Source organism: Lysinibacillus sp. UGB7, assembly GCF_049058285.1.
In the GTDB taxonomy this organism is placed as follows: Bacteria; Bacillota; Bacilli; order Bacillales_A; family Planococcaceae; genus Lysinibacillus; species Lysinibacillus sphaericus_B.
Window position 1 is genome coordinate 17,273 of record NZ_JBMGUV010000032.1, and the last position, 21,931, is coordinate 39,203.

At 37.5% G+C, this 21,931-nt stretch carries 21 protein-coding genes and 1 other annotated feature; of the genes, 8 read left to right on the forward strand and 13 right to left on the reverse strand.

All coding sequences use genetic code 11. From position 1 onward, the window contains the following. Positions 1-11 precede the first annotated feature (11 nt). From ACOMCU_RS22170 to ACOMCU_RS22185, 4 genes are read right to left on the reverse strand one after another with little or no spacing between them, the layout of a single operon-like run. The gene (locus ACOMCU_RS22170; protein WP_036131130.1) at positions 12-914 is read right to left on the reverse strand and encodes an RluA family pseudouridine synthase; all 903 of its coding nucleotides are present in this window, start codon (positions 912-914) and stop codon (positions 12-14) included. A 1-nt stretch (position 915) separates the two neighbouring features. Then, positions 916-1,710, reverse strand: coding sequence for an NAD kinase (locus tag ACOMCU_RS22175; protein ID WP_010858115.1), 795 nt, complete (start codon positions 1,708-1,710; stop codon positions 916-918). Then, positions 1,707-2,378 carry a GTP pyrophosphokinase gene (locus tag ACOMCU_RS22180; protein WP_010858114.1) on the reverse strand — a complete coding sequence of 224 codons (672 nt, stop codon included), beginning with the start codon at positions 2,376-2,378 and terminating at the stop codon, positions 1,707-1,709. The genes ACOMCU_RS22175 and ACOMCU_RS22180 overlap by 4 nt, the downstream gene beginning before the upstream one ends. 59 nt (positions 2,379-2,437) lie before the next feature. Beyond that, positions 2,438-2,821 (reverse strand): hypothetical protein, encoded by a 384-nt coding sequence (locus tag ACOMCU_RS22185; protein WP_010858113.1) that lies wholly within the window; start codon positions 2,819-2,821, stop codon positions 2,438-2,440. A gap of 204 nt (positions 2,822-3,025) precedes the next feature. Here ACOMCU_RS22185 and ACOMCU_RS22190 point away from each other — a divergent pair, with 204 nt between their 5' ends. The 4 genes from ACOMCU_RS22190 (at position 3,026) to ACOMCU_RS22205 (ending at position 5,921) form a co-directional block, all read left to right on the forward strand. Further along, positions 3,026-3,619, forward strand: coding sequence for a CYTH domain-containing protein (locus tag ACOMCU_RS22190; RefSeq protein ID WP_421051418.1), 594 nt, complete (start codon positions 3,026-3,028; stop codon positions 3,617-3,619). Positions 3,620-3,654: 35 nt separating this feature from the next. After that, positions 3,655-4,449 (forward strand): lytic transglycosylase domain-containing protein, encoded by a 795-nt coding sequence (locus ACOMCU_RS22195; RefSeq protein WP_421051419.1) that lies wholly within the window; start codon positions 3,655-3,657, stop codon positions 4,447-4,449. Positions 4,450-4,711: 262 nt separating this feature from the next. Then, positions 4,712-5,119, forward strand: coding sequence for a hemoglobin (locus ACOMCU_RS22200; RefSeq protein ID WP_010858110.1), 408 nt, complete (start codon positions 4,712-4,714; stop codon positions 5,117-5,119). Next, positions 5,112-5,921 carry a DsbA family protein gene (locus ACOMCU_RS22205; protein WP_010858109.1) on the forward strand — a complete coding sequence of 270 codons (810 nt, stop codon included), beginning with the start codon at positions 5,112-5,114 and terminating at the stop codon, positions 5,919-5,921. Before ACOMCU_RS22200 ends, ACOMCU_RS22205 begins: the two co-directional genes overlap by 8 nt. Before the next feature lie 523 nt (positions 5,922-6,444). Here the strand turns inward: ACOMCU_RS22205 and pepF are convergent. From pepF to spxA, 4 genes are all read right to left on the reverse strand, one after another. Then, positions 6,445-8,262, reverse strand: a complete 1,818-nt coding sequence (gene pepF / locus ACOMCU_RS22210) for an oligoendopeptidase F (RefSeq protein WP_010858108.1) — start codon at positions 8,260-8,262, stop codon at positions 6,445-6,447. Between the two features lie 332 nt (positions 8,263-8,594). Next, positions 8,595-9,716: a competence protein CoiA gene (locus ACOMCU_RS22215; RefSeq protein WP_010858107.1), complete on the reverse strand. Its 1,122-nt coding sequence runs from the start codon at positions 9,714-9,716 to the stop codon at positions 8,595-8,597. A gap of 186 nt (positions 9,717-9,902) precedes the next feature. Continuing rightward, entirely contained in the window at positions 9,903-10,571 is a 669-nt protein-coding gene (gene mecA / locus ACOMCU_RS22220) for an adaptor protein MecA (protein WP_010858106.1), read from the reverse strand. A gap of 434 nt (positions 10,572-11,005) precedes the next feature. Continuing rightward, complete coding sequence (spxA, locus tag ACOMCU_RS22225; RefSeq protein ID WP_024362527.1) at positions 11,006-11,401, reverse strand: transcriptional regulator SpxA; 396 nt, start codon at positions 11,399-11,401, stop codon at positions 11,006-11,008. Positions 11,402-11,885: 484 nt separating this feature from the next. Beyond that, positions 11,886-12,118: a binding site (T-box leader), on the forward strand. Positions 12,119-12,276: 158 nt separating this feature from the next. Between spxA and trpS the strand changes: the two genes are divergently transcribed. Both trpS and ACOMCU_RS22235 read left to right on the forward strand, forming a co-directional pair. Beyond that, positions 12,277-13,266, forward strand: a complete 990-nt coding sequence (gene trpS / locus ACOMCU_RS22230) for a tryptophan--tRNA ligase (protein WP_421051420.1) — start codon at positions 12,277-12,279, stop codon at positions 13,264-13,266. Between the two features lie 11 nt (positions 13,267-13,277). Beyond that, complete coding sequence (locus ACOMCU_RS22235) at positions 13,278-13,598, forward strand: hypothetical protein (protein ID WP_010858103.1); 321 nt, start codon at positions 13,278-13,280, stop codon at positions 13,596-13,598. A gap of 528 nt (positions 13,599-14,126) precedes the next feature. On the opposite strand, the gene fabF is transcribed toward ACOMCU_RS22235, so the two are convergent. Together fabF and ACOMCU_RS22245 are read right to left on the reverse strand one after the other, a co-directional pair. After that, positions 14,127-15,368 (reverse strand): beta-ketoacyl-ACP synthase II, encoded by a 1,242-nt coding sequence (gene fabF, locus ACOMCU_RS22240; protein ID WP_010858101.1) that lies wholly within the window; start codon positions 15,366-15,368, stop codon positions 14,127-14,129. A gap of 30 nt (positions 15,369-15,398) precedes the next feature. Then, complete coding sequence (locus ACOMCU_RS22245) at positions 15,399-16,337, reverse strand: beta-ketoacyl-ACP synthase III (protein ID WP_010858100.1); 939 nt, start codon at positions 16,335-16,337, stop codon at positions 15,399-15,401. A gap of 940 nt (positions 16,338-17,277) precedes the next feature. Between ACOMCU_RS22245 and ACOMCU_RS22250 the strand changes: the two genes are divergently transcribed. Continuing rightward, on the forward strand, positions 17,278-17,472 hold the full coding sequence (locus ACOMCU_RS22250) for a YjzD family protein (RefSeq protein WP_010858099.1): 195 nt from the start codon (positions 17,278-17,280) through the stop codon (positions 17,470-17,472). Positions 17,473-17,524: 52 nt separating this feature from the next. On the opposite strand, the gene ACOMCU_RS22255 is transcribed toward ACOMCU_RS22250, so the two are convergent. Next, positions 17,525-19,651: an ATP-dependent Clp protease ATP-binding subunit gene (locus ACOMCU_RS22255; protein WP_421051421.1), complete on the reverse strand. Its 2,127-nt coding sequence runs from the start codon at positions 19,649-19,651 to the stop codon at positions 17,525-17,527. A gap of 276 nt (positions 19,652-19,927) precedes the next feature. Between ACOMCU_RS22255 and ACOMCU_RS22260 the strand changes: the two genes are divergently transcribed. Further along, entirely contained in the window at positions 19,928-20,614 is a 687-nt protein-coding gene (locus ACOMCU_RS22260) for a Crp/Fnr family transcriptional regulator (RefSeq protein WP_036131116.1), read from the forward strand. 105 nt (positions 20,615-20,719) lie between these two features. Here the strand turns inward: ACOMCU_RS22260 and ACOMCU_RS22265 are convergent, their stop codons facing one another. Then, entirely contained in the window at positions 20,720-21,028 is a 309-nt protein-coding gene (locus ACOMCU_RS22265; protein WP_010858096.1) for a metal-sulfur cluster assembly factor, read from the reverse strand. 53 nt (positions 21,029-21,081) lie between these two features. Then, positions 21,082-21,846, reverse strand: coding sequence for a prolyl oligopeptidase family serine peptidase (locus tag ACOMCU_RS22270; protein ID WP_010858095.1), 765 nt, complete (start codon positions 21,844-21,846; stop codon positions 21,082-21,084). Between the last annotated feature and the right edge of the window lie 85 nt (positions 21,847-21,931).

Consider the following 21,931-nt stretch of genomic DNA (forward strand, 5'->3'; position numbering starts at 1 on the left):
TATAAATTAGTCTAACTGTTATCAATTAACTGTTGCATATCTCCATTTAAAGAACTCGTAAAGTGCAAAATCTCTCTGGTTAAAGGATGCTGCATACACAATGAAACACAATGTAATGCCTGACGATCTATCCATTGTCGTGTTCCGCCGTATAATTCGTCTCCCACAAGTGGATGACCAAGATAAGCCATATGCACACGAATTTGATGTGTCCGCCCTGTATGAAGCTTTAATCGAATGTGTGTCATCGGCTCCTCTTCAATGTGGAAACGCCGTTTTACTGACACGTCTGTGTGGGCAAACTGGCCATCTTTTCGCACCTCACGCTCAATAATACTCGTATCTTTACGTCCAATCGGCGCAATAATGGACTGCCAATCCTCCATTACATGTCCATGTACAATAGCTTCGTATTCGCGCGACACTTGCCCAACTCGCTGTGCAAGTCCTGTTAAGTGATGGATATGTGCATGTTTGGCAATGCATAGTAAGCCTGACGTATCACGATCAAGCCTTGTGACAATATGAACTGTCGAGGCTAGACCTAGGTGCTCAAAATAGCCACATACATTATTTGCGATACTTTTTGTCGGATGCTCACGTGACGGAATGGTACTTTGATGTGCTGGCTTATCGAGCACTAAGATTGTTTCATCTTCGTAGACAATTATAAGCTCACCATATTCAACGACAAGTCCCTCACTTTTTTCTTCTGGTGGAAATTTTACTTCAACACAATCGCCCATTTGCAGAGGGTGGCGCACATTACGTTCGACGCCATTTACTGTTAGTAAGCCACCTTCAAACTTAATGGCTGTTAATGCGCGTTTGGAAATGTGCCATCCACTTAATGCCTCTCGTAAAAGCTGGCCATCTTTCTGTGCTGTAAAACTTAATGTATACCGTGTATCCATGTTATTCGTTAGCCACAAATGATTCATGTACTCGCTCCCAAAATGGGAATGGTCGGAAACGTGCAAAACGCACTCTTTCATTTGCTACATTAAATGCAATTGACTTCACATCACCTTGAGTGACTTGCAGATGGTCTACTGTCATATTAAAGTTTTGTTCATTAACTGGACGTAATATACAGTGATGATGTGCTGGTAAAATAAGTGGTGAACCAACTGTACGGAACACCCGGTTATTAATGGATGCAATTTCAGTAATTTGCAGTGCTGCTAATGTCGGGTGAATAATAGCTCCTCCGAGGGCTTTGTTATAGGCTGTACTACCAGAAGGCGTTGAGACACAAAGACCGTCACCACGGAAACGTTCAAACTGATTGCCATTTAACTCCACATCCATAACAAGTGTCACATCTGGTGATTTCACCGTTGCCTCATTTAACGCCAAATACGTATTTGATTCTGTATTATGATGTTCTACTTTTACTTCCAATAATGGATACTCAACGACATTAAAGTCTTTTTTGGCGATGGATAATACCAACTTTTCCAATTCAGATGGCTTCCAGTCAGCATAAAAGCCTAAATGCCCTGTATGGATACCCACAAAGGCAACTTGATCTAATAAGTGGGAATATCGATGGAAAGCGTGCAATAGCGTACCATCTCCTCCAATAGATACAACAATTTCAGGCATTTCTTCATCATACGTTAATCCAAAATCCTGCAAATACGTTTTTGCTAACTCCATTAATTCGTTCGACTGCGCATCTCTACGTGATTGAATGGAAAATTTCATTGCGCGTCACGCTCCTTCTCCGATAGTAAATTAGGATTCGATGCTTCTTTGTATTCACTAAAGTAAGCCTGTGCTTCTTGGATTTCACTACGAATTGATGACATTTCTTCATCTAATCGGAAAGCTGCCTCCGCTGCACTCTGTAGGCGATTTTTGATTTCTTCTGGGAACATGCCTTTATATTTATAGTTTAAAGAATGCTCAATTGATGCCCAGAAATTCATGGCTAGTGTACGTATTTGAATTTCTGCTAGTACAACCTTTTTTCCCTGTATGGTCTCAACTGGATATTCTACAATCATATGGTGTGAGCGATAACCACTTGGTTTGCTATGCGTAATATAGTCGCGTTCTTCCACTACACGCATATCTTTACGCTGTCGTATCAGCTCAGTCACTGTCGAGATATCGTCTACAAATTGACACATAATACGAACACCTGCAATATCACCAAGTTCATCGCCTAGTTGCTTTGAAGGTTCAAAGGCTAGTCCTTTTTCTAACGTTTTATCATATATACTTGCTAGCGGTTTTACACGTCCTGTTACAAATTCAATTGGTGAGTTTGCATTTACAATACCAAATTGAGAACGCATACCTTTTAATTTTATCTTTAACTCGTCTACTGCTTGTTTATAAGGACTTAAAAAGATCTCCCATTGTCCCATCGCTAAAACCTCCCGACACACGGCATTGAACACGAACACCGTCTGTTCGTTTTGTCTTTTTAGTCAGCGAGAACTGCCTTGAAGTGTTGTTCCACTGCTTGAACAAATTCTGCTCCATAATTGTAATTTCCCTCAATATTATACACGAGCATTTCCAATTCCTCGTAGAAGTTTACAAGTTCCATCACTTCTTCTCCTACTTGTAACATTGGATTTTGCCTTGCTTGTAAAATATGTACAAGATTCTCCCAACTACTTGTAGGGAAACGCAAGTAATGATAGTCCTCTCCTGCATCAAGTAAATAGATAAAAGCAAAATCATCCGAATCTGCGATTAATTGTGCTGCAGGCTTTAACTGTAAATTTAATTCATTGTCGTTTAAACTAAAATGAAGTTGTTGGTTTTCAAAATAAAATAATTCTATCGTATAAATTTTACGCACTTGATGGTCCCCTTTTCGTCTTACTCTTCCTCTTATTTTAGCATATGGGGTAAATAGTTGCAGTGTGTAATTGTGAAAACCATTAACAAACTTCTCTATAAAAAAAGCGTATTTCCACGTGGTAGTTTTCGATTATATTGAACAAAAGGATGCGCGAAACAGTTCCTTCTTAATCCTAAAAAATAAACAGGTAAGGTGAAAACAATGTCACAACAACTTGAAATTGAATTTAAAAATCTCTTAACAAAACAACAATATGAGCAATTATTGAAAGATTTCCAGATTAGCGACAATGCAATTCATCGTCAAACAAATCATTATTTCGACACACCGCTTCATGCGATTAGAAATTTAAAGAGCGGGCTCCGTATTCGACAAATCGACAATTATTATGAATGTACCCTAAAAGAAAAATCAGCAGAACATGAACACCTTGAAACAACTGATGTATTGACTGCAGAGCAGGCAAAGAAAATGCTTGATGGTAAAGGCTTTTTTGCTCCAGAAGTAGCAAAAAGACTAGCCGTATATAATGTCCATTTAGATGCATTAGAAGTATTTGGTTCCCTCACTACGGACCGTGTCGAAATTCCTTACAAAGACGGGCTTCTTGTATTTGATCATTCTTTCTATTTGCAGTGTGACGATTATGAGGTAGAATATGAATCAAATGATGTAATAAAAGGAAATGCAATCTTCGACGTATTTCTACAACAATATGGTATAAAAAAACAAGTTACAGATAAAAAAATTGCACGCTTTATGAAAGCATTGCAAGCACATAAAAAACAATCATGATTGCTTAACTGCCGAAAGAAGGAGTGACCAACTACTTGGATATCCAATCACTAAAGACTTTACTCGAAATTCAAGCACTACAATCACTAGGTTCTACTGAAAGTTCATCATCGAACGCTCTAACAGACAATAATTCTATCTTTTCTGATATGATTGGCGAATTGCTCGGCGATGCCACAACAGCTAGTAGTGCAAAAATGTCTAGTTTACTCGGTATGAGTTCATCTTCAAACACATCAGATATTATGAGTCAGCTTGGTAATTTAGCTAACGTACCTGGCAATACGTCAAATATGGCTATCCAATCGTTACTATATAAAGGCTCAAATTCAGTCTATGTACCTGCATCTGTTTATACAGCATTAGCAAACACTCAATCTAGCACAAAGTTAGATAGCTACGTTTCTGATGATGTTATTGGCTCGACAGCTTATGCAAACTCACTGGCAGGAGCAAGTAGATACGCTTCAATCATTGAAAAGGCCGCAGCTACGTATAATGTACCTGATAAACTAATCGCTGCTGTAATCAAACAAGAATCTAATTTTAATGCTAGTGTCGTAAGCCATGCAGGAGCACAGGGCTTAATGCAATTAATGCCAAAAACAGCTCAGTATTTAGGTGTCACAAATGCCTTTGACCCTGAACAAAATATCATGGCAGGAGCCAAATATTTACGTCAAATGCTCGATAAATTCGATAATGATCCATCTCTAGCTTTAGCAGCATACAATGCGGGGGCTTCCCGTGTGACAAAATATGGTGGCATTCCTCCTTTTAAAGAAACGCAGAACTATGTCAAAAAAGTGATGAATTACTTCACAGCTTAATCGCAGTATCCCTATATTTTCAGTCTTTCTCAGCAAATTTCACCCTTGATGGTGAAATTTGTGCTTTTCTAGCGAAAAACTAATCGAGAGCTCTTTGTTTGTGTAAACGAAAAGACGTTGATAGAATGAAGGTAGTCACAAGAAATTCACATTTTTCTGGTGAACAAATTCAAAATCTATAAAAAAGACAATTTGTCCTGCCAACAAATTGATTCGTACTTTACGATATACTTCATATAAAGAATTAAAGGAGCATTTACCCATGAGTCGAAAATACACTGTTCCTTATGAGGAGCTGGGTGCTGAAAAACTTTCAGAACTCATCCATGCGTTCTATAAAAGAGTCGCTCAGCATCCTGATCTTATTCCAATCTTTCCAGAAGATTTAACTGAGACAGCCCGCAAGCAAATTCAATTTCAAACACAGTATTTAGGTGGACCAAATCTTTTTACAGAAGAACATGGACATCCAATGATGCGTGCACGTCATATGAATTTTGCCATTACACCTGATCGTGCACAAGCTTGGCTCGAATGTATGGCCGAAGCAATGGATGAAGTTGGTTTGGAAGGAAAGTTCCGTGAAACTTATTATCAGCGTTTAGTGTTAACAGCTCATCACATGATTAATACACCTAATGACGATGAGGGGGAATTATTACGTGAATAATATTCAAATGCTACAAGAGCCTACTCACGCGATTTCTACTGCCATTAAGCCAATTGAATTGTATATTTTCGTAGATCCACTTTGTCCTGAAGCTTTCAGTATGCAAGCGATTATTCGCAAATTACAGCTTGAGTATAATCATTATTTCACATGGCGTTTTGTACTAAGCACAGAGCTTTCTTCTCTGAATTGTCTGAGCAAGCGTACGAAAGGCTGTGGATCTGGGATTGAACTCGACATCAACCATCCTGTTTTACCTTCTATTGCCATCAAAGCAGCAGAGTTACAGGGTAAACGTGCAGGCGCACGATATTTGTCCAAATTACAAGAATATGTATTACTGAAACATGAAGATGTAAATTCCTATGCAACTCTCTTAAAAATTGCAGAGGATGTACAATTAGATATGAATGAATTTACTGTAGATTTCGGTTCAAAGGAAGCTGCTCGTGCCTTCCAATGCGATTTATATATTAAACGCGAAATGGAAGTAGATGAAGTACCAAGTATCGTTTTTTTCAATGAGTGTATTGAAGATGAGGGACTAAAAGTTAGTGGTAGCTACTCTTATGAAGTTTACGAGCATATATTACAAGAAATGATGGATGAACAACTTATCCGTCAACCATTACCAACATTTGAAGAATTATTTCTGAAGTACCATACATTATCAACCAATGAGATAGCCTTCATCTATTCATTAACAGAACAATCTGCAGAACGTGAATTAAAAAAACGCATGCTGCAACAAAAAATTGAACGTATTCAAACAGACCACGCTACTTTATGGCGTACTAAATAATGCAATTATACTATTTTTCAAAGGATAGGGACTCAAACACTAGTGATGAGTCCCTATCCTTTTTATATTTAACTTAAGCTAAATTAGTCATAAAAAAATTAGAGGAAGCGCTGTAAATTTCTAAAAGTGCTTACTGAATTCTCACAAAACAATCCTTTATAATCACCCTAACATCATCATGAAAAAATAAAAGAGACGCCACTATCCTCGACAGATAGAGACGCCTCTTTTTCACAAAGGGGATGGGAGAAATGTTCACGTTCAAACAAAGGGGTGTATGTTTGTTTTGTGATTTATTTCACAAGAATCACTTTATCATGGAATAATAAAATTAGCAATGAAACGTGCTCTAGATTCACAAATTTGTCAAATAGAAAGCGATTACAGTACAGTATTTTTTCAAGATGGATACTTTTATCCATTTAGAAATCTAAGAAAAACATTAATCTTTAAAAATATTCATGGCCATATTTTCAACACCGCATAGAAAATGGCTGTAGTAAACTTACTACAGCCACACAAATTAATTATTTAACAATAATTTTTCTAATTCATTTAAACGCTCTTCAAATACTTTACAAGCATCATCAATTGGTTTTGCTACATTCATGTCAACACCTGCTGCTTTTAATACTTCGATTGGGAAGTCTGAGCAGCCTGCTTTTAGGAAGTTATTAATATAACGTTCTACAGCTGGTGTACCTTCTTCTAAAATTTGCTTACTTAATGCAGTTGCAGCTGATTTTCCAGTTGCATATTGGTATACATAATAGTTGTAGTAGAAGTGTGGAATACGTGCCCATTCTAAGCCAATTTCTTTGTCTACCACCATATCCTCGCCAAAGTATTGTTTATTTAAATTATAATAAACTTCCGTTAAACGTTCTGATGTTAAGGACTCTCCATTTTGATCCATTTGATGGATTAAATGCTCAAACTCTGCAAACATTGTTTGTCGGAAAACTGTACTGCGGAAGCCATCAAGCCAATGGTTTAATAAATAAATCCTTTGTTGAGGATCTTCAATTGTTTTCAGTAGATAATCATTTAATAGCTCTTCGTTACATGTGGACGCCACTTCCGCCACGAAAATAGAATAGTCTCCATAGACAAACGGCTGATTATTTCGCGAGTAATAGCTGTGAACACTATGGCCAAACTCATGCGCTAATGTAAATAAATTATCTACATTATCCTGCCAGTTCATTAAAATATAAGGGTTAGTACCATATGCACCTGAAGAATAGGCACCACTACGTTTCCCTTTGTTTTCTTTCACATCTACCCAGCGATTATCCAAACCACTTTGGACAATGCCCTGATATTCCTCACCAAGTGGTGCTAAAGCCTTCACTAAAATGTCCTTCGCTTCGTCATATGGCATTTTCATGTCGACTTCTTTCACAAGTGGTGTGAATAAGTCCCACATATGCAATTCTTCTACGCCTAACAACTTTTTGCGTAAGGCAATGTAACGCTGCATAACTGGTAAATGCTTGTGAATTGTCTCTACTAATTGATCGTATACATTTTCGGGAATAAAGTTATTTGACATTGCCGCATGACGGGCAGAATCATAATTACGAATACGTGCACTTACATTATGTTTTTTCACATTGCCTGTTAATGTAGACGCAAATGTATTTTTAAAATGACCATATGTCTCGTACATTGCTTTAAATGCCGCTTCCCGTACAGTGCGGTCTTTACTTTCTAAGAACTTAATATAGTTACCATGTGTAAGCTGAACCTCTTCCCCATCTTCATTTTTCACTTTTGGGAAGACCATATCCGCATTGTTCAACATACTAAATGTATTCGATGCTGTACCTGTTACCTCTGACATTTGGGCAAGAAGTGCTTCCTGCTCAGCAGGTAACACATGCGGACGTGCCATGGTAATCTCTTTTAAAGATTGCTTATATAATTGTAATTCCTTTTTTTCCGCTAAGTAACTTTCAATTGTTTCTTCACTTAATGACAAAATTTCCGGCGTTAAAAACGATAGGGCAGCTGAAATATTTGTTGCTAACGTTTGGATACGGCTATTCATATCTTGATAAAAGCTATTTGTTGTATCTTGGTCGTAACGCATATGAGCATATGTGTAGAGCTTCATAGTGCGCTGGTAAATTTGATCGTAATACGTTAGGACTGCTAATAAGGCGTCTGCACCATTTTTTAAAGTACCTGCATAACTTGGTGCCTGTTTTGCAAATGCTGCGACTTCTTTTAATTCCTCTTCCCACTGTGCATCTGTTGCAAAAATGTCCTCCAAGCGCCAAGTTAACTCTACTGGTATTTCATTTCTCATTAAAAGCTGATTGCTGTTACTAGCCATATGCCAGCCCCCTCTATATGTTAGTTTTTCCTGTACTCTCATATTTTCTCAGTATATTGTGGCAATTGCAAATAAAGTGACCCTATTATTGGTAGAGTAATTTATGTTAAATTGAACCAACTAATTACTTACATAATATTGGCTTCTAAACCTAAACATTGTGCTCCCATTTCGTTATACTGTGACAACTTCAATCAGTGGGGATTTTCTTCTTCCCCACTGATTATTAGTTGAACCAATCGGGCTTTTACGGTCAGTTGTTCGCCCTCCTATTTTCACCTTGCATCTTGATGGATGACTACTGACCGTTTATGTGGGGTACAATGACAACCTTACTCCTCATTAAAATTGAAAAAATGTACATAAACTTGCTCTGTGATATTTGGAAAACTATCTTTGTTTTGCATCCACCTTTCGAACACCTTACAATAATTTTTTACAGCTTGAACGGCGTCACTTGTCACCTCCAAATCAAGCTGATGAAGAAAAAGTTGAATATCTGCATTGCATAATGCTTGAGGATGCAGTTGGCATTGCCTACAAAAATGATGTAAAATCGTCTGCCATTCGAGTGAAAAAATTGGAATTGCTTCTGCATTTTTAACAGGTATACCAACATAAACAGGCATTGCCTCGAGTGAATAGCGTAGCTCATAACAACTTCGGAGAAAAGTATCCTGCACGCCTTTTTTACTACGTAGTAATCTTTGATATACATACTGCGCACAAATCTTTTTATAGAGCTGCCAGTAACGATAAAATGCTTCTTTTGTTACTGGCTTCGGAACATAAAACGGAAATTGCTGTTTTTCAATAGGTAGGTACTGTAGTTTCGCTATAAAAGTATGCCCTTGAACATAAAGAAGATTCGTCCAATAGTTAAACCTCGTTGTATGCGCATCATATGTCAATAAATAGGGCAAACCCTTATAAGGATAGGTGATAGCTTGTTGTATGATAGGAGGAATAGTAATTTTGAGTGTGTCCTGTGAGGTAAGGTTTTTCTTTGGTGTTTGAAAAAGCCACAGTGCTTTGATATGGATACTTTCATAACCTGCTGTGCGCAACTGCCATTTTTCAAGAGAGAGTGCGCTACATTGGAACTCAATTGCTATTTGATGATGCTCTTTCGTTACAAGTATATCTGGTCGTTGAGATAGCCTCTTTATAAATGGCTCCAACTCTACTGTATGACCAAGTTTCTTCAGCCATTCGAACAATTGAACCTTACCTTGTAAATGAAGCATAGATTCACCTTCTGCAAATAGCTGTTCACAAACCTGATTCGCTATGTGTGCGAAATGTGGGATATTGACAGTACCAATTTTCAACTGGACAGGTTGCTGACATTGTGGGCAAAAAAAATTTGAGTTTCGGCGAAATAATTGTAATGCTTCTCTTGTATGTTGATATGAGATAAAAGGCTTACCATGCTCTGTGTGGGCAATTAGCATAAAATCGTCTCCTTTTTATCCCATTATAAAATGTCATCTCGCTCGCTACAAAAAAAAAATCGGCTTTTTTGCCAAATTCGATTTTTGCATTGCTAATCGTCATGCGCTCTACATGCAAGCCAGATACGCACCCTGAAAACAAGCCATACAAAAAAGCCTCTGGATATTCTCAGAGGCTTGAATCATTTAGCTAAAATACTTGCGAATAGTTTCAAAGCAATCGTACTCCATAATCATATCGCCGTATTCTTCGAGGCGATGAATTGTGAAATTTGATGGGCTTAGAAATTCTTTAATGACCGCATTTTTGTCATGGCGATTTAAATCGTCATCTGCATTCGTGAAGTCTACAACTAGATAATACCAATCTTCATATTTGAATAATGAGGAATCCACTAGTTCATCTGTCATGCGTTTTGCAACAGGGATTAACTCATCAATATCTTTAAATTTATAAACATAAATATCTGTATCCATAAATAATTCTGACTCGTCAATGTCACCGAATTGAGTTAGTTGACTGAGAAGATCGTCTCCAACTTCATCAAATGGGGCAAACATTTCTTTGTGTTCATCAAAATGCGAATGACCATCTAATGTTTCACCGTCTTTTAATATGTGTGCACGTGTGACAATGATTTCTAAGCCAACTTCAGACGCATTGATGTGAATCCAAATCGGACCTTCTACATCAAAATAATCCTCTGTATTTACTTCATCAATCATATCCCAAAAAAGTTGTTCACCCTTTGCTCGGTTGTACCAGATTTCTTCACGACTATAGCCGCGATCCTCTATATCATTGTACGTTATAAAGAGCTTGAGTGTATTTTCATTTACACGTTCGATGTCCACTAGACTTCATCTCCCTTCACTGTCATTTGTCGAAAAACAGTATTATTTCATTAGTATGCTTTGATTCATTGTTTTTAACCTTCATACTCCCTTGTTTTTCAACCTTTGACCACACCACAATTAAAGCGTCGAGCAACTGAGATCTTTGTATTTACAGTTCACAGTTGTCTCTAATTCTATTGTATGCTGTTCTTTCATAAAATGAAAAGGATATACACCGTTTCACAAAAGATATTTGAATTATTGAAATTGTAGTAAACTATTTGGCTAAAATCAAGTTTAACATACTTTTACGGAAATATATGACTTTTTCCTATTAAATATTATATCCTGTACAGGAGGTTTTTACATAAGTAAAGCACAAAAAAATAGATGTCACAACATGCTTTTTGCATTTGCAACACCTAATACATTATATGCACAATAGGGAGATATTAGTTCACCATACGCTGTGCTTCTTGTAATTGATAAGCACGAACTTTACGTGGTAAGAATCGACGAATTTCATCTTCGTTGTATCCCACTTGTAAACGTTTTTCATCTAAGATTATTGGACGTCGTAATAATCCAGGATATTCTTGAATTAACTCATATAAGCGCTGTAATGGTAAGCTTTCTACATCAACATTTAGTTTTTGGAAAATTTTAGAACGAGTTGAAATAATTTCATCTGTCCCATCCTCTGTCATGCGTAAAATTTCTTTTATTTCACTAATGCTTAACGGCTCAGAAAAAATATTTCGCTCTGTATACGGGATTTCGTGTTCCTCCAACCATGCTTTCGCTTTTCGGCAAGACGTACAACTAGGTGATGTAAATAAAGTTACTATCATACTGACACATCCTTTCTGATTGTAATCGTTATCTATAAAACAGTTTGTTAAATTAGAATTAATGTAATGTAAATCTACATCTCCATTATACAGCACTCTGCTGTATTTGAATATAGTTCCAATGAAAAAAAGAACAACCATATTACAAAATATTCTGTCTATTTATATGGCTTTAAATAGGCTATTTATATGAAATGTATACCGTGAACTACTAATAATATTCCCACTTATCAGCGTTTTTAAACATTCATTTATTACAACTACTTGTTCTCGGTTGTTCTCAGTTAAAAAACATAAACGAGAATAATGTCAATTTCACGTGTACAATTGGGACGTATACTTAGTAATAAAGGTTGCTTCTTTAACAAAAAAACACAGCATAACCAGCATAAAGTTTTTTTCAAAAAAAAAACACCGCTAAAAGTCTGATTTTTATATGCTTGCAATTAGTTAACTCTTTATAATATAATTTTTGCAATAATTAAAAACGCTGACGAAGAGTAGTACAAATGCATTGTGCACGTTTAGAGAGTCTGTGGTTGCTGCAAACAGATCGTGTACGCGTTTGGAATGGACTTCCGAGTTAGTTTTGCGAACGTTCAAGTACGTGTACAATTGACTACTAGCAAAGCTCGTCCCTTCACGTTACGAAGTCGAGTGGCCTTTTTGGCAAGCTGGGTGGTACCGCGGATACTAACATCATTCGTCCCTTCATTAGAAAGAACTAATGAGGACGCATGATGTTTTTTTATGTTCTTTAGTATTCGTTCGGGCACTCTACTAGGTAGTACGATGGCTATCCGTCCATGATCAAAAAATCTTGATTGTACCCGGGCTAAATTTATTTGCTAACTCGAAGGAGGAAATTTATTTTGACAACTATTTTTTCAGGCGTACAGCCAACAGGAATTGTTACATTAGGGAACTATCTTGGAGCATTCAAGCAATTCCCTGCATTACAAGATGAAGGAAATGCAATTTATTGTATCGTTGACCAGCATGCCATCACGGTCGCACAAGACCCTAAAGAGTTGCGTAAAAACATTCGTAACTTAGCTGCTATGTATATAGCAACTGGTATCGACCCACAGAAATCCACTTTATTCATTCAATCAGAAGTGTCTGCTCATGCACAAGCAGGCTGGATTTTACAATGTGTTGCATCTATTGGGGAATTAGAGCGTATGACTCAGTTCAAAGATAAATCACATGGAAAAGAAACTGTTTCAGCAGCTCTTTTAACATATCCACCGTTAATGGCCGCAGATATTTTATTATACAATACTAATATCGTCCCTGTAGGCGATGATCAAAAGCAACATATTGAACTTACACGAGATCTTGCAGAACGTTTTAATAAACGTTATGGTGAAGTACTTACTATTCCTGAAATTCAATTACCAAAAGCAGGTGCTCGTATTAAATCATTACAAGAACCTACGAAAAAAATGAGTAAATCTGATCCAAATACAAAAGCAAACATCAAGCTATTAGATTCTGCAAAAGATATTGAGAAAAAAATTAAATCTGCCGTAACTGACTCTGATGGTATTGTGGCATTTGATGTTGCAAATAAACCTGGTGTTTCAAATTTACTGACGATCGAATCAGCAATTTCAGGTGTATCTATCGACGATTTAGTAAAAAAATACGAAGGTATTGGCTACGGTGGCTTCAAACAAGGTGTGGCCACAGCAGTTATCGACCATCTGACACCAATACAAGAGAAGTTCTACAATCTCGTAGAATCAGCTGAATTGGACATCATTTTAGATGAAGGTGCAGAGAAAGCAAATAACATTGCCAGTGCTACATTAAAACGTATGGAAGAAGCAATGGGCTTAGGCCGCACGCGTCGCTAAGAGGTTTGTCTATGTCTATGTTCTGCGAATATTGTAAAAAGCCAATACACACGCTTATTTTAGAAGGAGACTTTGGTGCTGATCCTCTATGGTGTGGTCAGTGTCTGGCAAATTTGGAATTAGAAAACCTTCCTTTAAATGATGCTTTGCTAGCTGAGTTGACCTCATGGATGTGCAACTTTGGTGAATGGATCGATCTTGAAATAGATTCATTCGTCGAAGGTAAGGAACATTTAGCCAAAGTCCATGATGACCAAGGTACAATCTTGGCCCAACAGGTAGCATCTGCACTCGGAATTAGCGTGACATTCTCTCCTTATCTTTCAGACTAGGATGTTCGCTCAAAACCAAAGTCAAGTACAACACCGCATAAAACAATGCAGGCCCCAATCGCCAAGTAAAACTCTGTGGTATGGACCATGAATTTAAAAACAACAGACCAAGAATAACCGAGAGTACGATAATTCAAGTACAAAATCAAATTTCCTATTGAAAGTATCATTAAGCCATAGCTCATTAAAAATAAAAAGAGACGGAACAAGTAGACGGCATCCTTTCTATTTCTTCTTATTTATCATTTATTCAAAAAAATAATAAAAAATACATGAGCCTGTAGACAAACCTGAAGAATTTCTAGTTTGCTACAGGTTTTTTTAATAATAGGATGAGTGAGCGTGTTGTTTTTCATAAGCACATGTCTTCCACAAGGAAGTGGTGAATCTCTTCCCTCAATAGGCAAGATGGTTCGTCCATGGAAAGCAAGTGGCTTTTTGCGGACTTGATGATGCTTCCTTTCTATTGTAAAAAAAGCCTGCAACCAAACTCTTTTACCCGAGTTTGTTTACAAGCTGACGTTTTATTTATTCATCATATTTTTTTAATAATAGACTAGCATTGTGACCGCCAAATCCAAGAGAGTTACTCATTGCATACTCTATATTTGCCGCTCGCGCTTCATTTGGCACATAATCTAAATCACATTCAGGATCTGGATCTGTTAAATTGATTGTTGGTGGTAGGATTCCCTCTTGTAACGCAAGTGCTGTGAAAATCGCTTCAACACCACCAGCTGCGCCTAATAAGTGACCTGTCATTGATTTTGTAGAACTCATCGCTAGTTTGTAAGCATGATCGCCAAAGGCTGATTTTACAGCCTGCGTTTCAAATAAATCATTGTATGGTGTACTTGTTCCGTGCGCATTAATATAGCTCACTTGTGAAGGTTCTACACCCCCATCAGCTAATGCTTGCTTCATCGCACGTGCTGCACCCTCGCCTTCTGGGGCTGGGGCTGTAATATGGTGGGCATCACCAGTTGATCCGTATCCAAGTACTTCGGCATAAATTTTTGCACCTCGAGCTTTTGCATGCTCATACTCTTCTAAAATAACAATCCCCGCACCTTCACCAATAATAAAGCCATCGCGATTTTTATCAAATGGACGTGAAGCTGTTGTTGGGTCTGTATTTAAAGACAAGGCTGTATTTGCACAGAAGCCTGCAACTGCCATTGTTACGATTGGAGACTCTGCACCACCCGAAATCATTACATCTGCATCGCCTCGTTCAATTACTTTAAATGCATCACCAATTGAATTTGTTCCAGAAGCACAAGCCGTTACAGAACAAGAATTAATGCCCTTTGCGCCGAAATGAATCGATACTTGACCTGATGCCATATCTGGAATCATCATCGGAATAAAGAATGGACTTACACGTCTTGCTCCACGATCTTGGAACGTTAAAAATTGTTGTTCATACGTTTCCATACCGCCAATACCAGAGCCAATCCACACGCCTGCGCGCGGTGCTAATTCTTCGTCAATTGTAAGCTGTGCGTCTTCCATCGCCATGATAGAGGCTGCTAATGCATAATGTGTAAAGCGATCCATTTTACGGGCTTCTTTACGTTCAATATACTTTTCAATATCAAAATCTTTTACTTCAGCGGCAATTTTAGCAGCGAATAGATCTTTATTTAAACGTGTTAACTCGCCCACACCAGATTTCCCAGCTTTAATGTTTGCCCATGTTTCTTCGATGCTATTCCCTAGTGGTGTAACTGCGCCAATTCCTGTAATTACTACTCGTCGTTTACTCATTGTCTTACTCCCCTCAAGCATTTATCGTTATTATTTTCCCCATCTCATTGCAACGGCACCCCAAGTTAAGCCACCGCCAAAACCAATAAGTACTAGTAAGTCACCATCTTTTATTTTACCTGCTTCAAGCTCTTCTACCAATGATATGCCAATAGATGCCGCCGATGTATTACCATATTTGTGAATCGTTTTCGACATTTTTTCAATTGGTAAATCGAGACGTTCACGTGCAGACTCCATAATACGAATATTCGCTTGATGTGGTACTAAAAAGTCCACATCTTCTTTTGTTAAACCTGCTTTATCTAACACATTCAAAGCAGATTCGCCCATTTGGCGTACTGCAAATTTAAAGACTTCACGACCATTCATGGCAATCGTCTGTTGCTGTGTTAAATAAAGATTTTTACCACCTGTGCCGTCAGCTCCAAGCTCAAAAGATAAGATACCTCTACCTTCTGAAACTGGGCCAATAATGGCAGCACTTGCACCGTCTCCAAATAACACAGCCGTATTACGATCTTCCCAATCAAGTACTTTTGACAGCTTTTCAACACCTACTACTAAGACATATTTATAAGCATTTGATTCTACAAATTGCTTGGCTGTCACTAAACTATATATAAATCCTGCACAAGCCGCTGCCTGATCCATCGCCGCTGCATTTACTGCACCAATTTGCTCCTGAACCATACATGCTACACTTGGAAAATTTTGATCTTGTGTTACAGTTGCTACAAGTATTAGTCCTATTTCCTCAGGCATAATACCTGCTTTCGCAATAGCATCTTTAGCAGCAGCTACTGCCAAATCCGAAGTTTCCTGATTCTCAGCAGCAAAATGGCGTTCTTCAATTCCTGTACGAGTTCGAATCCATTCATCTGACGTGTCCATAATTTTTTCTAAGTCAAAATTCGTAACGACTTTTTCTGGAACGTATCTGCCTATCCCTATAATACCTGCGTTCATATAGCTACCCCTCTGCTTTCTTACTATCAATTATTAGTAACTGGTCATAATTATAACTCATAATGAAGGAAGGGTGCAAGATGAATTAAAATTAATGCCTTAAAACTAGTGTTATCAAGTGCCTAGTCGTTATGCTTTTTTCTTTAACAAGGCAATGCTAAAAAGAAGCATATTTTGGGAGCTTATGGCTGAAATTATAAATCGAAAATCTTATAACAGCTATTAATGTAAAAAGATAGCTGAGTATAAACAAGGCTATGGAAAACGGCGGCTTTGCCCGCGGAAAGCGATGCGGATTTTTCAACTCACTATTCTACGATTCAATCTTATAGCGCTTTTTCGCTAAGTCTTTGAATCTTTCCGTTTCTTGAAAAGCTGCTTGCTCTTCAAATGCTCAACGTAAAACAACTTTTGATTTTAATAAAGATGCCGGTATGTTTATCTGTCTAGCTGGACATATGGTGAAACGATAAAATTAGTTGATTGGAGTACAGGCGGCGACTCCTTGGTGGATTAGTGATCTGACCCCAGGAAAGCGTCCGCTGAAACGGAAATCAACGGCATCGAAGAAAAAGCCATGGCGGTCACGATTAATCGTTTCCGCCATGGCTAAAATTTATTTTATGAACTTTTTCAGTGCCCTCATAATACTACATCGTGATAAGTGTCACATTGTTGTGACAAAATCGCCATGATACTTTAAACTCTCTAATATTAAGTCCTCCGCTTCAAAACATAGAGAAATCAAGCGTTTCAATGGGAGATCAAGCCACGGCTAAAAACCTACTTGGATCAACCTATCATCGGTGGAGAAAGTATACCAACGATTAAAGTTCACTTTATCATAAAAGGTTCTTTTTTTTTCGTCTTATGTTATGATATGATAATGTATATGTAGTAAAACTTATGCTTTTAAAAAGTTCGGTTGAGGTGAAATTTAATGCAATATATCGTTACATTCGTATGGTCATTCCTACTGGTTTCAATGTTGAACTATGTAGTAAGTTCTGTACTTGGTGTACCATTTGATTTCCAAACAGGTGCTATCATTTCAGTTGTGTTCTCAGTACTAATTTTCGTAATTGGTGCAATCATTCCAAACGAGCCAACGCCAGAAGCTGCAGACCATCACTAATCAAATCCTAAAAAAAACCTGTCTCGCCTCAAGCGAAACAGGTTTTTTTCTATTATTTTTCCACGATACAGTAGCCATCAAGCATTTTTACACGCAATGTTTCGCCTGGTAAAACTTCACCACGTAATAATTCCTTCGCAACAGCTGTTTCAATGTATCGTTGCACGAAACGTTTTAATGGACGCGCACCAAATTGCACATCTGCACCTTGCTCCACAACCCAATTAATAACGTCTTTTTCTACTTCTAAAGTTATGTCCTGTTCTGCTACACGTTTGACAAGCTGTTCAACGTATTTCCAACCAATGGCTGTGAAATGCTCATCTGATAAAGCATGGAATAGGATAATATCATCCATACGATTCAATAGCTCTGGTTTAAAATGCTGACGTAGTGCAGACATCACTAAATCTTCAACCGCTACATCATCTTTTTTTGCTTCCATTAAGTAATTAGAACCAATATTAGATGTCATAATCACAACTGTATTTGTAAAGTTGACTATTCGACCTTGACTATCCGTAATGCGACCATCATCTAAAATTTGCAGTAAAATATTGGCTACATCGGGATGAGCCTTCTCAATTTCATCCAGTAATACAACTGAATACGGATTACGGCGAACAGCTTCTGTTAATTGTCCCCCTTCTTCATAGCCAATATAGCCTGGAGGTGCACCAACAAGACGTGACACGCTATGCTTCTCCATATATTCACTCATATCAATACGGATAAAATGATCTTCAGAATCAAATAACTGTGCAGCTAGTGCCTTTGCTAGCTCCGTTTTACCAACACCAGTTGGTCCTAAAAATAAGAAGCTACCAATCGGACGATGTGGATCTTTAATACCTGCACGAGCACGCCATACCGCTTCTGTTACAAGCTGAACAGCTGTGTCCTGCCCCACTACCCGTTCATGTAGCGTATCTTTTAAACGCAGTAATTTTTCTCGTTCCCCTTCAACTAATTTTGTAACGGGAATACCTGTCCATCGAGACACGATCGAAGCTATTTCATCTGCAGTTACTTCCTCGCGTAAAATACGGACCTCTAATCCATCCTCTAACTGTTTTTCCATATCTTGAATTTCTTTTTCAAGTGTAGGGATTTTTCCGTGACGTAATTCTGCTGCTTTATTCAAATCATATTTACTTTCAGCTTCATCTAAATCACGACGGTATTTGTCGAGTATTTCACGTTTTTTCTGAATACCATGAAGTGCATCTTTTTCAGCTTCCCACTGCTTACGCATCCCCTCAGAGGATTCTTTTAGTTTGGATAATTCGTCTCGTAATTGCTCAAGACGTTTTTTACTTGCCTCATCTTTTTCTTTACGTAGTGCTTGCTCTTCAATTTCAAGTTGCATAATACGACGTGTCACTGCATCTAATTCCTGTGGCATCGAATCAATTTCCGTACGAATCATTGCACAGGCCTCATCTATTAAATCAATTGCTTTATCAGGTAGAAAGCGCTCTGTAATATAGCGATTGGAAAGCTCTGCTGCCGCCACAATGGCACGGTCATGAATACGTACAGCATGATGTAACTCAAAGCGTTCTTTTAAACCGCGTAAAATGGATACCGTGTCTTCTATAGATGGTTCACGCACTAGCACCTGTTGGAAACGACGTTCTAAAGCTGGGTCTTTTTCAATATACATACGGTATTCGTCTAATGTTGTAGCACCGATACAATGTAACTCACCACGAGCCAGCATCGGCTTCAACATATTTCCTGCATCCATTGCACCATCTGTTTTCCCTGCACCAACAATCGTATGAATTTCATCGATAAATAAAATGATACGCCCTTGTGATTCTTTGACTTCTTTCAATACACCTTTTAATCGTTCTTCAAATTGTCCACGATAACTAGCTCCTGCTATTAACGCACTCATATCAAGCTCATACAAGACGCATTCTTTTAACCCCTCTGGTACATCACCTTTCACAATACGTTGAGCAAGCCCTTCTACAATCGCTGTTTTACCAACACCTGGTTCACCAATTAATACCGGATTATTTTTTGTTTTTCGCGTTAAAATACGAATAACATTACGAATTTCTTCGTCACGGCCAATAACTGGATCCATCTTGCCGTTTTTTACTTCTTCAATTAAATTACGTCCAAATTGTTCTAATGGTTTTTTATTATCCATTTGTTGAAATTGCATCATTAGCACTCCTTTTCAATTATGTTTGGCGTAATCATATTCACCATTCTATTTTACCGAAAATGTTTGACCTTTTTTGACTAACTTAATTTTACAACAAACGACAAGCTCAAGCAAAAAATTAGCACTAAAAATTTTCCCCTTACATAGAGAAGATTACGTTATAATAATGATATGTTTCGTTGTTTTAGTATATCGGAATGATTAATCTACCATTCTTTTGTAATACAGTCACTTATTACAAAAAGAAAGAGATGTGTGTGAGTTATGGTATTAATGGATGATTATCAAGAGAAAATTCATGCTCTTTTTAAAAAACACGGAGTTTTTATAAAAGTGAATAAAGAAAGTAAAATTTTTTTAGAAGGCGAACGCGCAAAAGAAATATATTATATTAACACTGGTGCCATTTCGATTAGTCAGGAAACTGAAAGTGGAAAAGAATTAACAATACGAATTTGTGGTCCTAATAGTATTATTGGGGAGGGGTCATTATTTTGTAACCTTACGTATCACTCCATGACTGCAAAAGTATTAGAGCCATCTACGTTATACGTCCTTAGCCGTAAATCGTTGGAGCAATTATTAATGGAACAACCTAATTTAATGGTTGAATATTTAAAATGGCTACAAACTGAAAATTTAAAGCATCAAAGTCGTTTGCGTGATTTAGTATTAAACGGTAAGAAGGGTGCTTTATTTTCAACGTTAATTCGTTTATCTAATACCTATGGAAACATATTAGAAAACGGTACGATTTTGATCGACTTTCCATTAACAAATTCAGAAATTGCTAATCTGTGTGCAACAAGTAGAGAAATGATAAATCGTATGCTAAATGATTTAAAAAAGCATAATATTTTATCCTTTGAAAAAGGATATATTACGATTCATGATTTACAATTTCTCAAAGATGAAATCGCCTGTGAAAATTGTCCATTACAAATTTGCCGAATCGATTAATCCGTTATACAACAAATTCCCACATGCAGGGTGCAGTGGGAATTTGTTTTTGCGTACTCTATTTAGTACCAAAACTAGCTACAAATACATTGAGCTAAAGTCTTATTAACGTACGCCTAATGCCAATTTTGCGTATCGGGACATCTTGTCTTTCGACCAAGGTGGATTCCACACAATGTTAACATTAGTACTTTTTACTTCTGGTAGTTCGTTTAATGCTGTATTTACTTGGTCAACAATAACAGGGCCAAGTGGACATCCCATTGATGTCAGCGTCATTGTGACTGTTGCTAAGCCCTCTTCATCTAATTCAACATCATATACTAATCCTAAGTTGACAATATCAATACCCAGCTCAGGGTCAATTACATTTTCTAATGCACTTAACATACTGTCTTTCATATCTTGATCCATCTGTATTTCTCCTTCCATCACAGTGTTAACTTCATCATAGCAGATGCTACTTATTATGCCAAATGCTGCGCAAGCCATTCAGTCGCTGCTAGCATACCATCACGAGTTACAGCATGACCGGCTTGATTGTCAACGAAGAAATTCAACTCTTCTGGTTTCGTTTCATAATACGCACGTAATTTTAAATAGAAAGTATAGGTATCTTTAAATGGCACAGTTTTATCTTTTTTACCATGCCAGAAAAATACCGGGCGTTGTGCAAATTTTTCTGGTGTTAAGCTTATATCATACTTCGCTAATTGCTCATTCGTTTTTCGTACTTCTTCTTCTGACATCGGCCAATTTAAGCCACTTTCAGCAAACTGTTGTAATTGATATGCGCCTAATTCTATATAGCAAGGTGCGCCCATGCATATCGCCGCTGTTTGTATCCAATCATAAAGCTTTAAGCATCCCGCTGTGACAATTCCCCCCATCGAAGTACCAGCCACACCAATCTTATCATTCACTAATAGTTGTTTATTCTTTAACTCATTATATAATTGCTCTACTTCATGAATAGAATTTAAGACAATATCCCAAAAGTGTGAATTCATTTGCATCTCTGTTAAGCCTTCACTTCGATCACCATGTAATTTTGCGTCTGGTAATAGGACACGCACCCCTTTATTGACTAGCTGATATGCATAATGTAAATTATGTTCTTTTGCACTCATAAAGCCGTGCAAGAAAATCACGACTGGGGTTTCTTCATTCATATCGTCTGTATGTATATGTAATAAAGGAATATTTCCCCACACTTCTCTCTCTGTATACATTTTTGTCACTCCCAACTTTTGTCTCTTCTTTTTATGTTAGCAAACTTTTTTCTACATGACAAAATTTTGACGAGAAGGTGACAAA

Bases quoted from the DNA above. Each gene is read 5' to 3' on its own strand.
- pepF (WP_010858108.1), bottom strand. From the start codon at position 8,262: ATGGCTAGTAACAGCAATCAGCTTTTAATGAGAAATGAAATACCAGTA.
- ACOMCU_RS22265 (WP_010858096.1), bottom strand. From the start codon at position 21,028: ATGGATCAAGATATGAAAGACAGTATGTTAAGTGCATTAGAAAATGTA.
- fabF (WP_010858101.1), bottom strand. From the start codon at position 15,368: ATGAGTAAACGACGAGTAGTAATTACAGGAATTGGCGCAGTTACACCA.
- ACOMCU_RS22200 (WP_010858110.1), top strand. From the start codon at position 4,712: ATGAGTCGAAAATACACTGTTCCTTATGAGGAGCTGGGTGCTGAAAAA.
- ACOMCU_RS22180 (WP_010858114.1), bottom strand. From the start codon at position 2,378: ATGGGACAATGGGAGATCTTTTTAAGTCCTTATAAACAAGCAGTAGAC.
- ACOMCU_RS22270 (WP_010858095.1), bottom strand. From the start codon at position 21,846: ATGTATACAGAGAGAGAAGTGTGGGGAAATATTCCTTTATTACATATA.
- ACOMCU_RS22170 (WP_036131130.1), bottom strand. From the start codon at position 914: ATGGATACACGGTATACATTAAGTTTTACAGCACAGAAAGATGGCCAG.
- ACOMCU_RS22245 (WP_010858100.1), bottom strand. From the start codon at position 16,337: ATGAACGCAGGTATTATAGGGATAGGCAGATACGTTCCAGAAAAAGTC.
- ACOMCU_RS22260 (WP_036131116.1), top strand. From the start codon at position 19,928: ATGGATGATTATCAAGAGAAAATTCATGCTCTTTTTAAAAAACACGGA.
- ACOMCU_RS22175 (WP_010858115.1), bottom strand. From the start codon at position 1,710: ATGAAATTTTCCATTCAATCACGTAGAGATGCGCAGTCGAACGAATTA.
- ACOMCU_RS22235 (WP_010858103.1), top strand. From the start codon at position 13,278: ATGTCTATGTTCTGCGAATATTGTAAAAAGCCAATACACACGCTTATT.
- ACOMCU_RS22255 (WP_421051421.1), bottom strand. From the start codon at position 19,651: ATGCAATTTCAACAAATGGATAATAAAAAACCATTAGAACAATTTGGA.
- ACOMCU_RS22250 (WP_010858099.1), top strand. From the start codon at position 17,278: ATGCAATATATCGTTACATTCGTATGGTCATTCCTACTGGTTTCAATG.
- ACOMCU_RS22190 (WP_421051418.1), top strand. From the start codon at position 3,026: ATGTCACAACAACTTGAAATTGAATTTAAAAATCTCTTAACAAAACAA.
- ACOMCU_RS22215 (WP_010858107.1), bottom strand. From the start codon at position 9,716: ATGCTAATTGCCCACACAGAGCATGGTAAGCCTTTTATCTCATATCAA.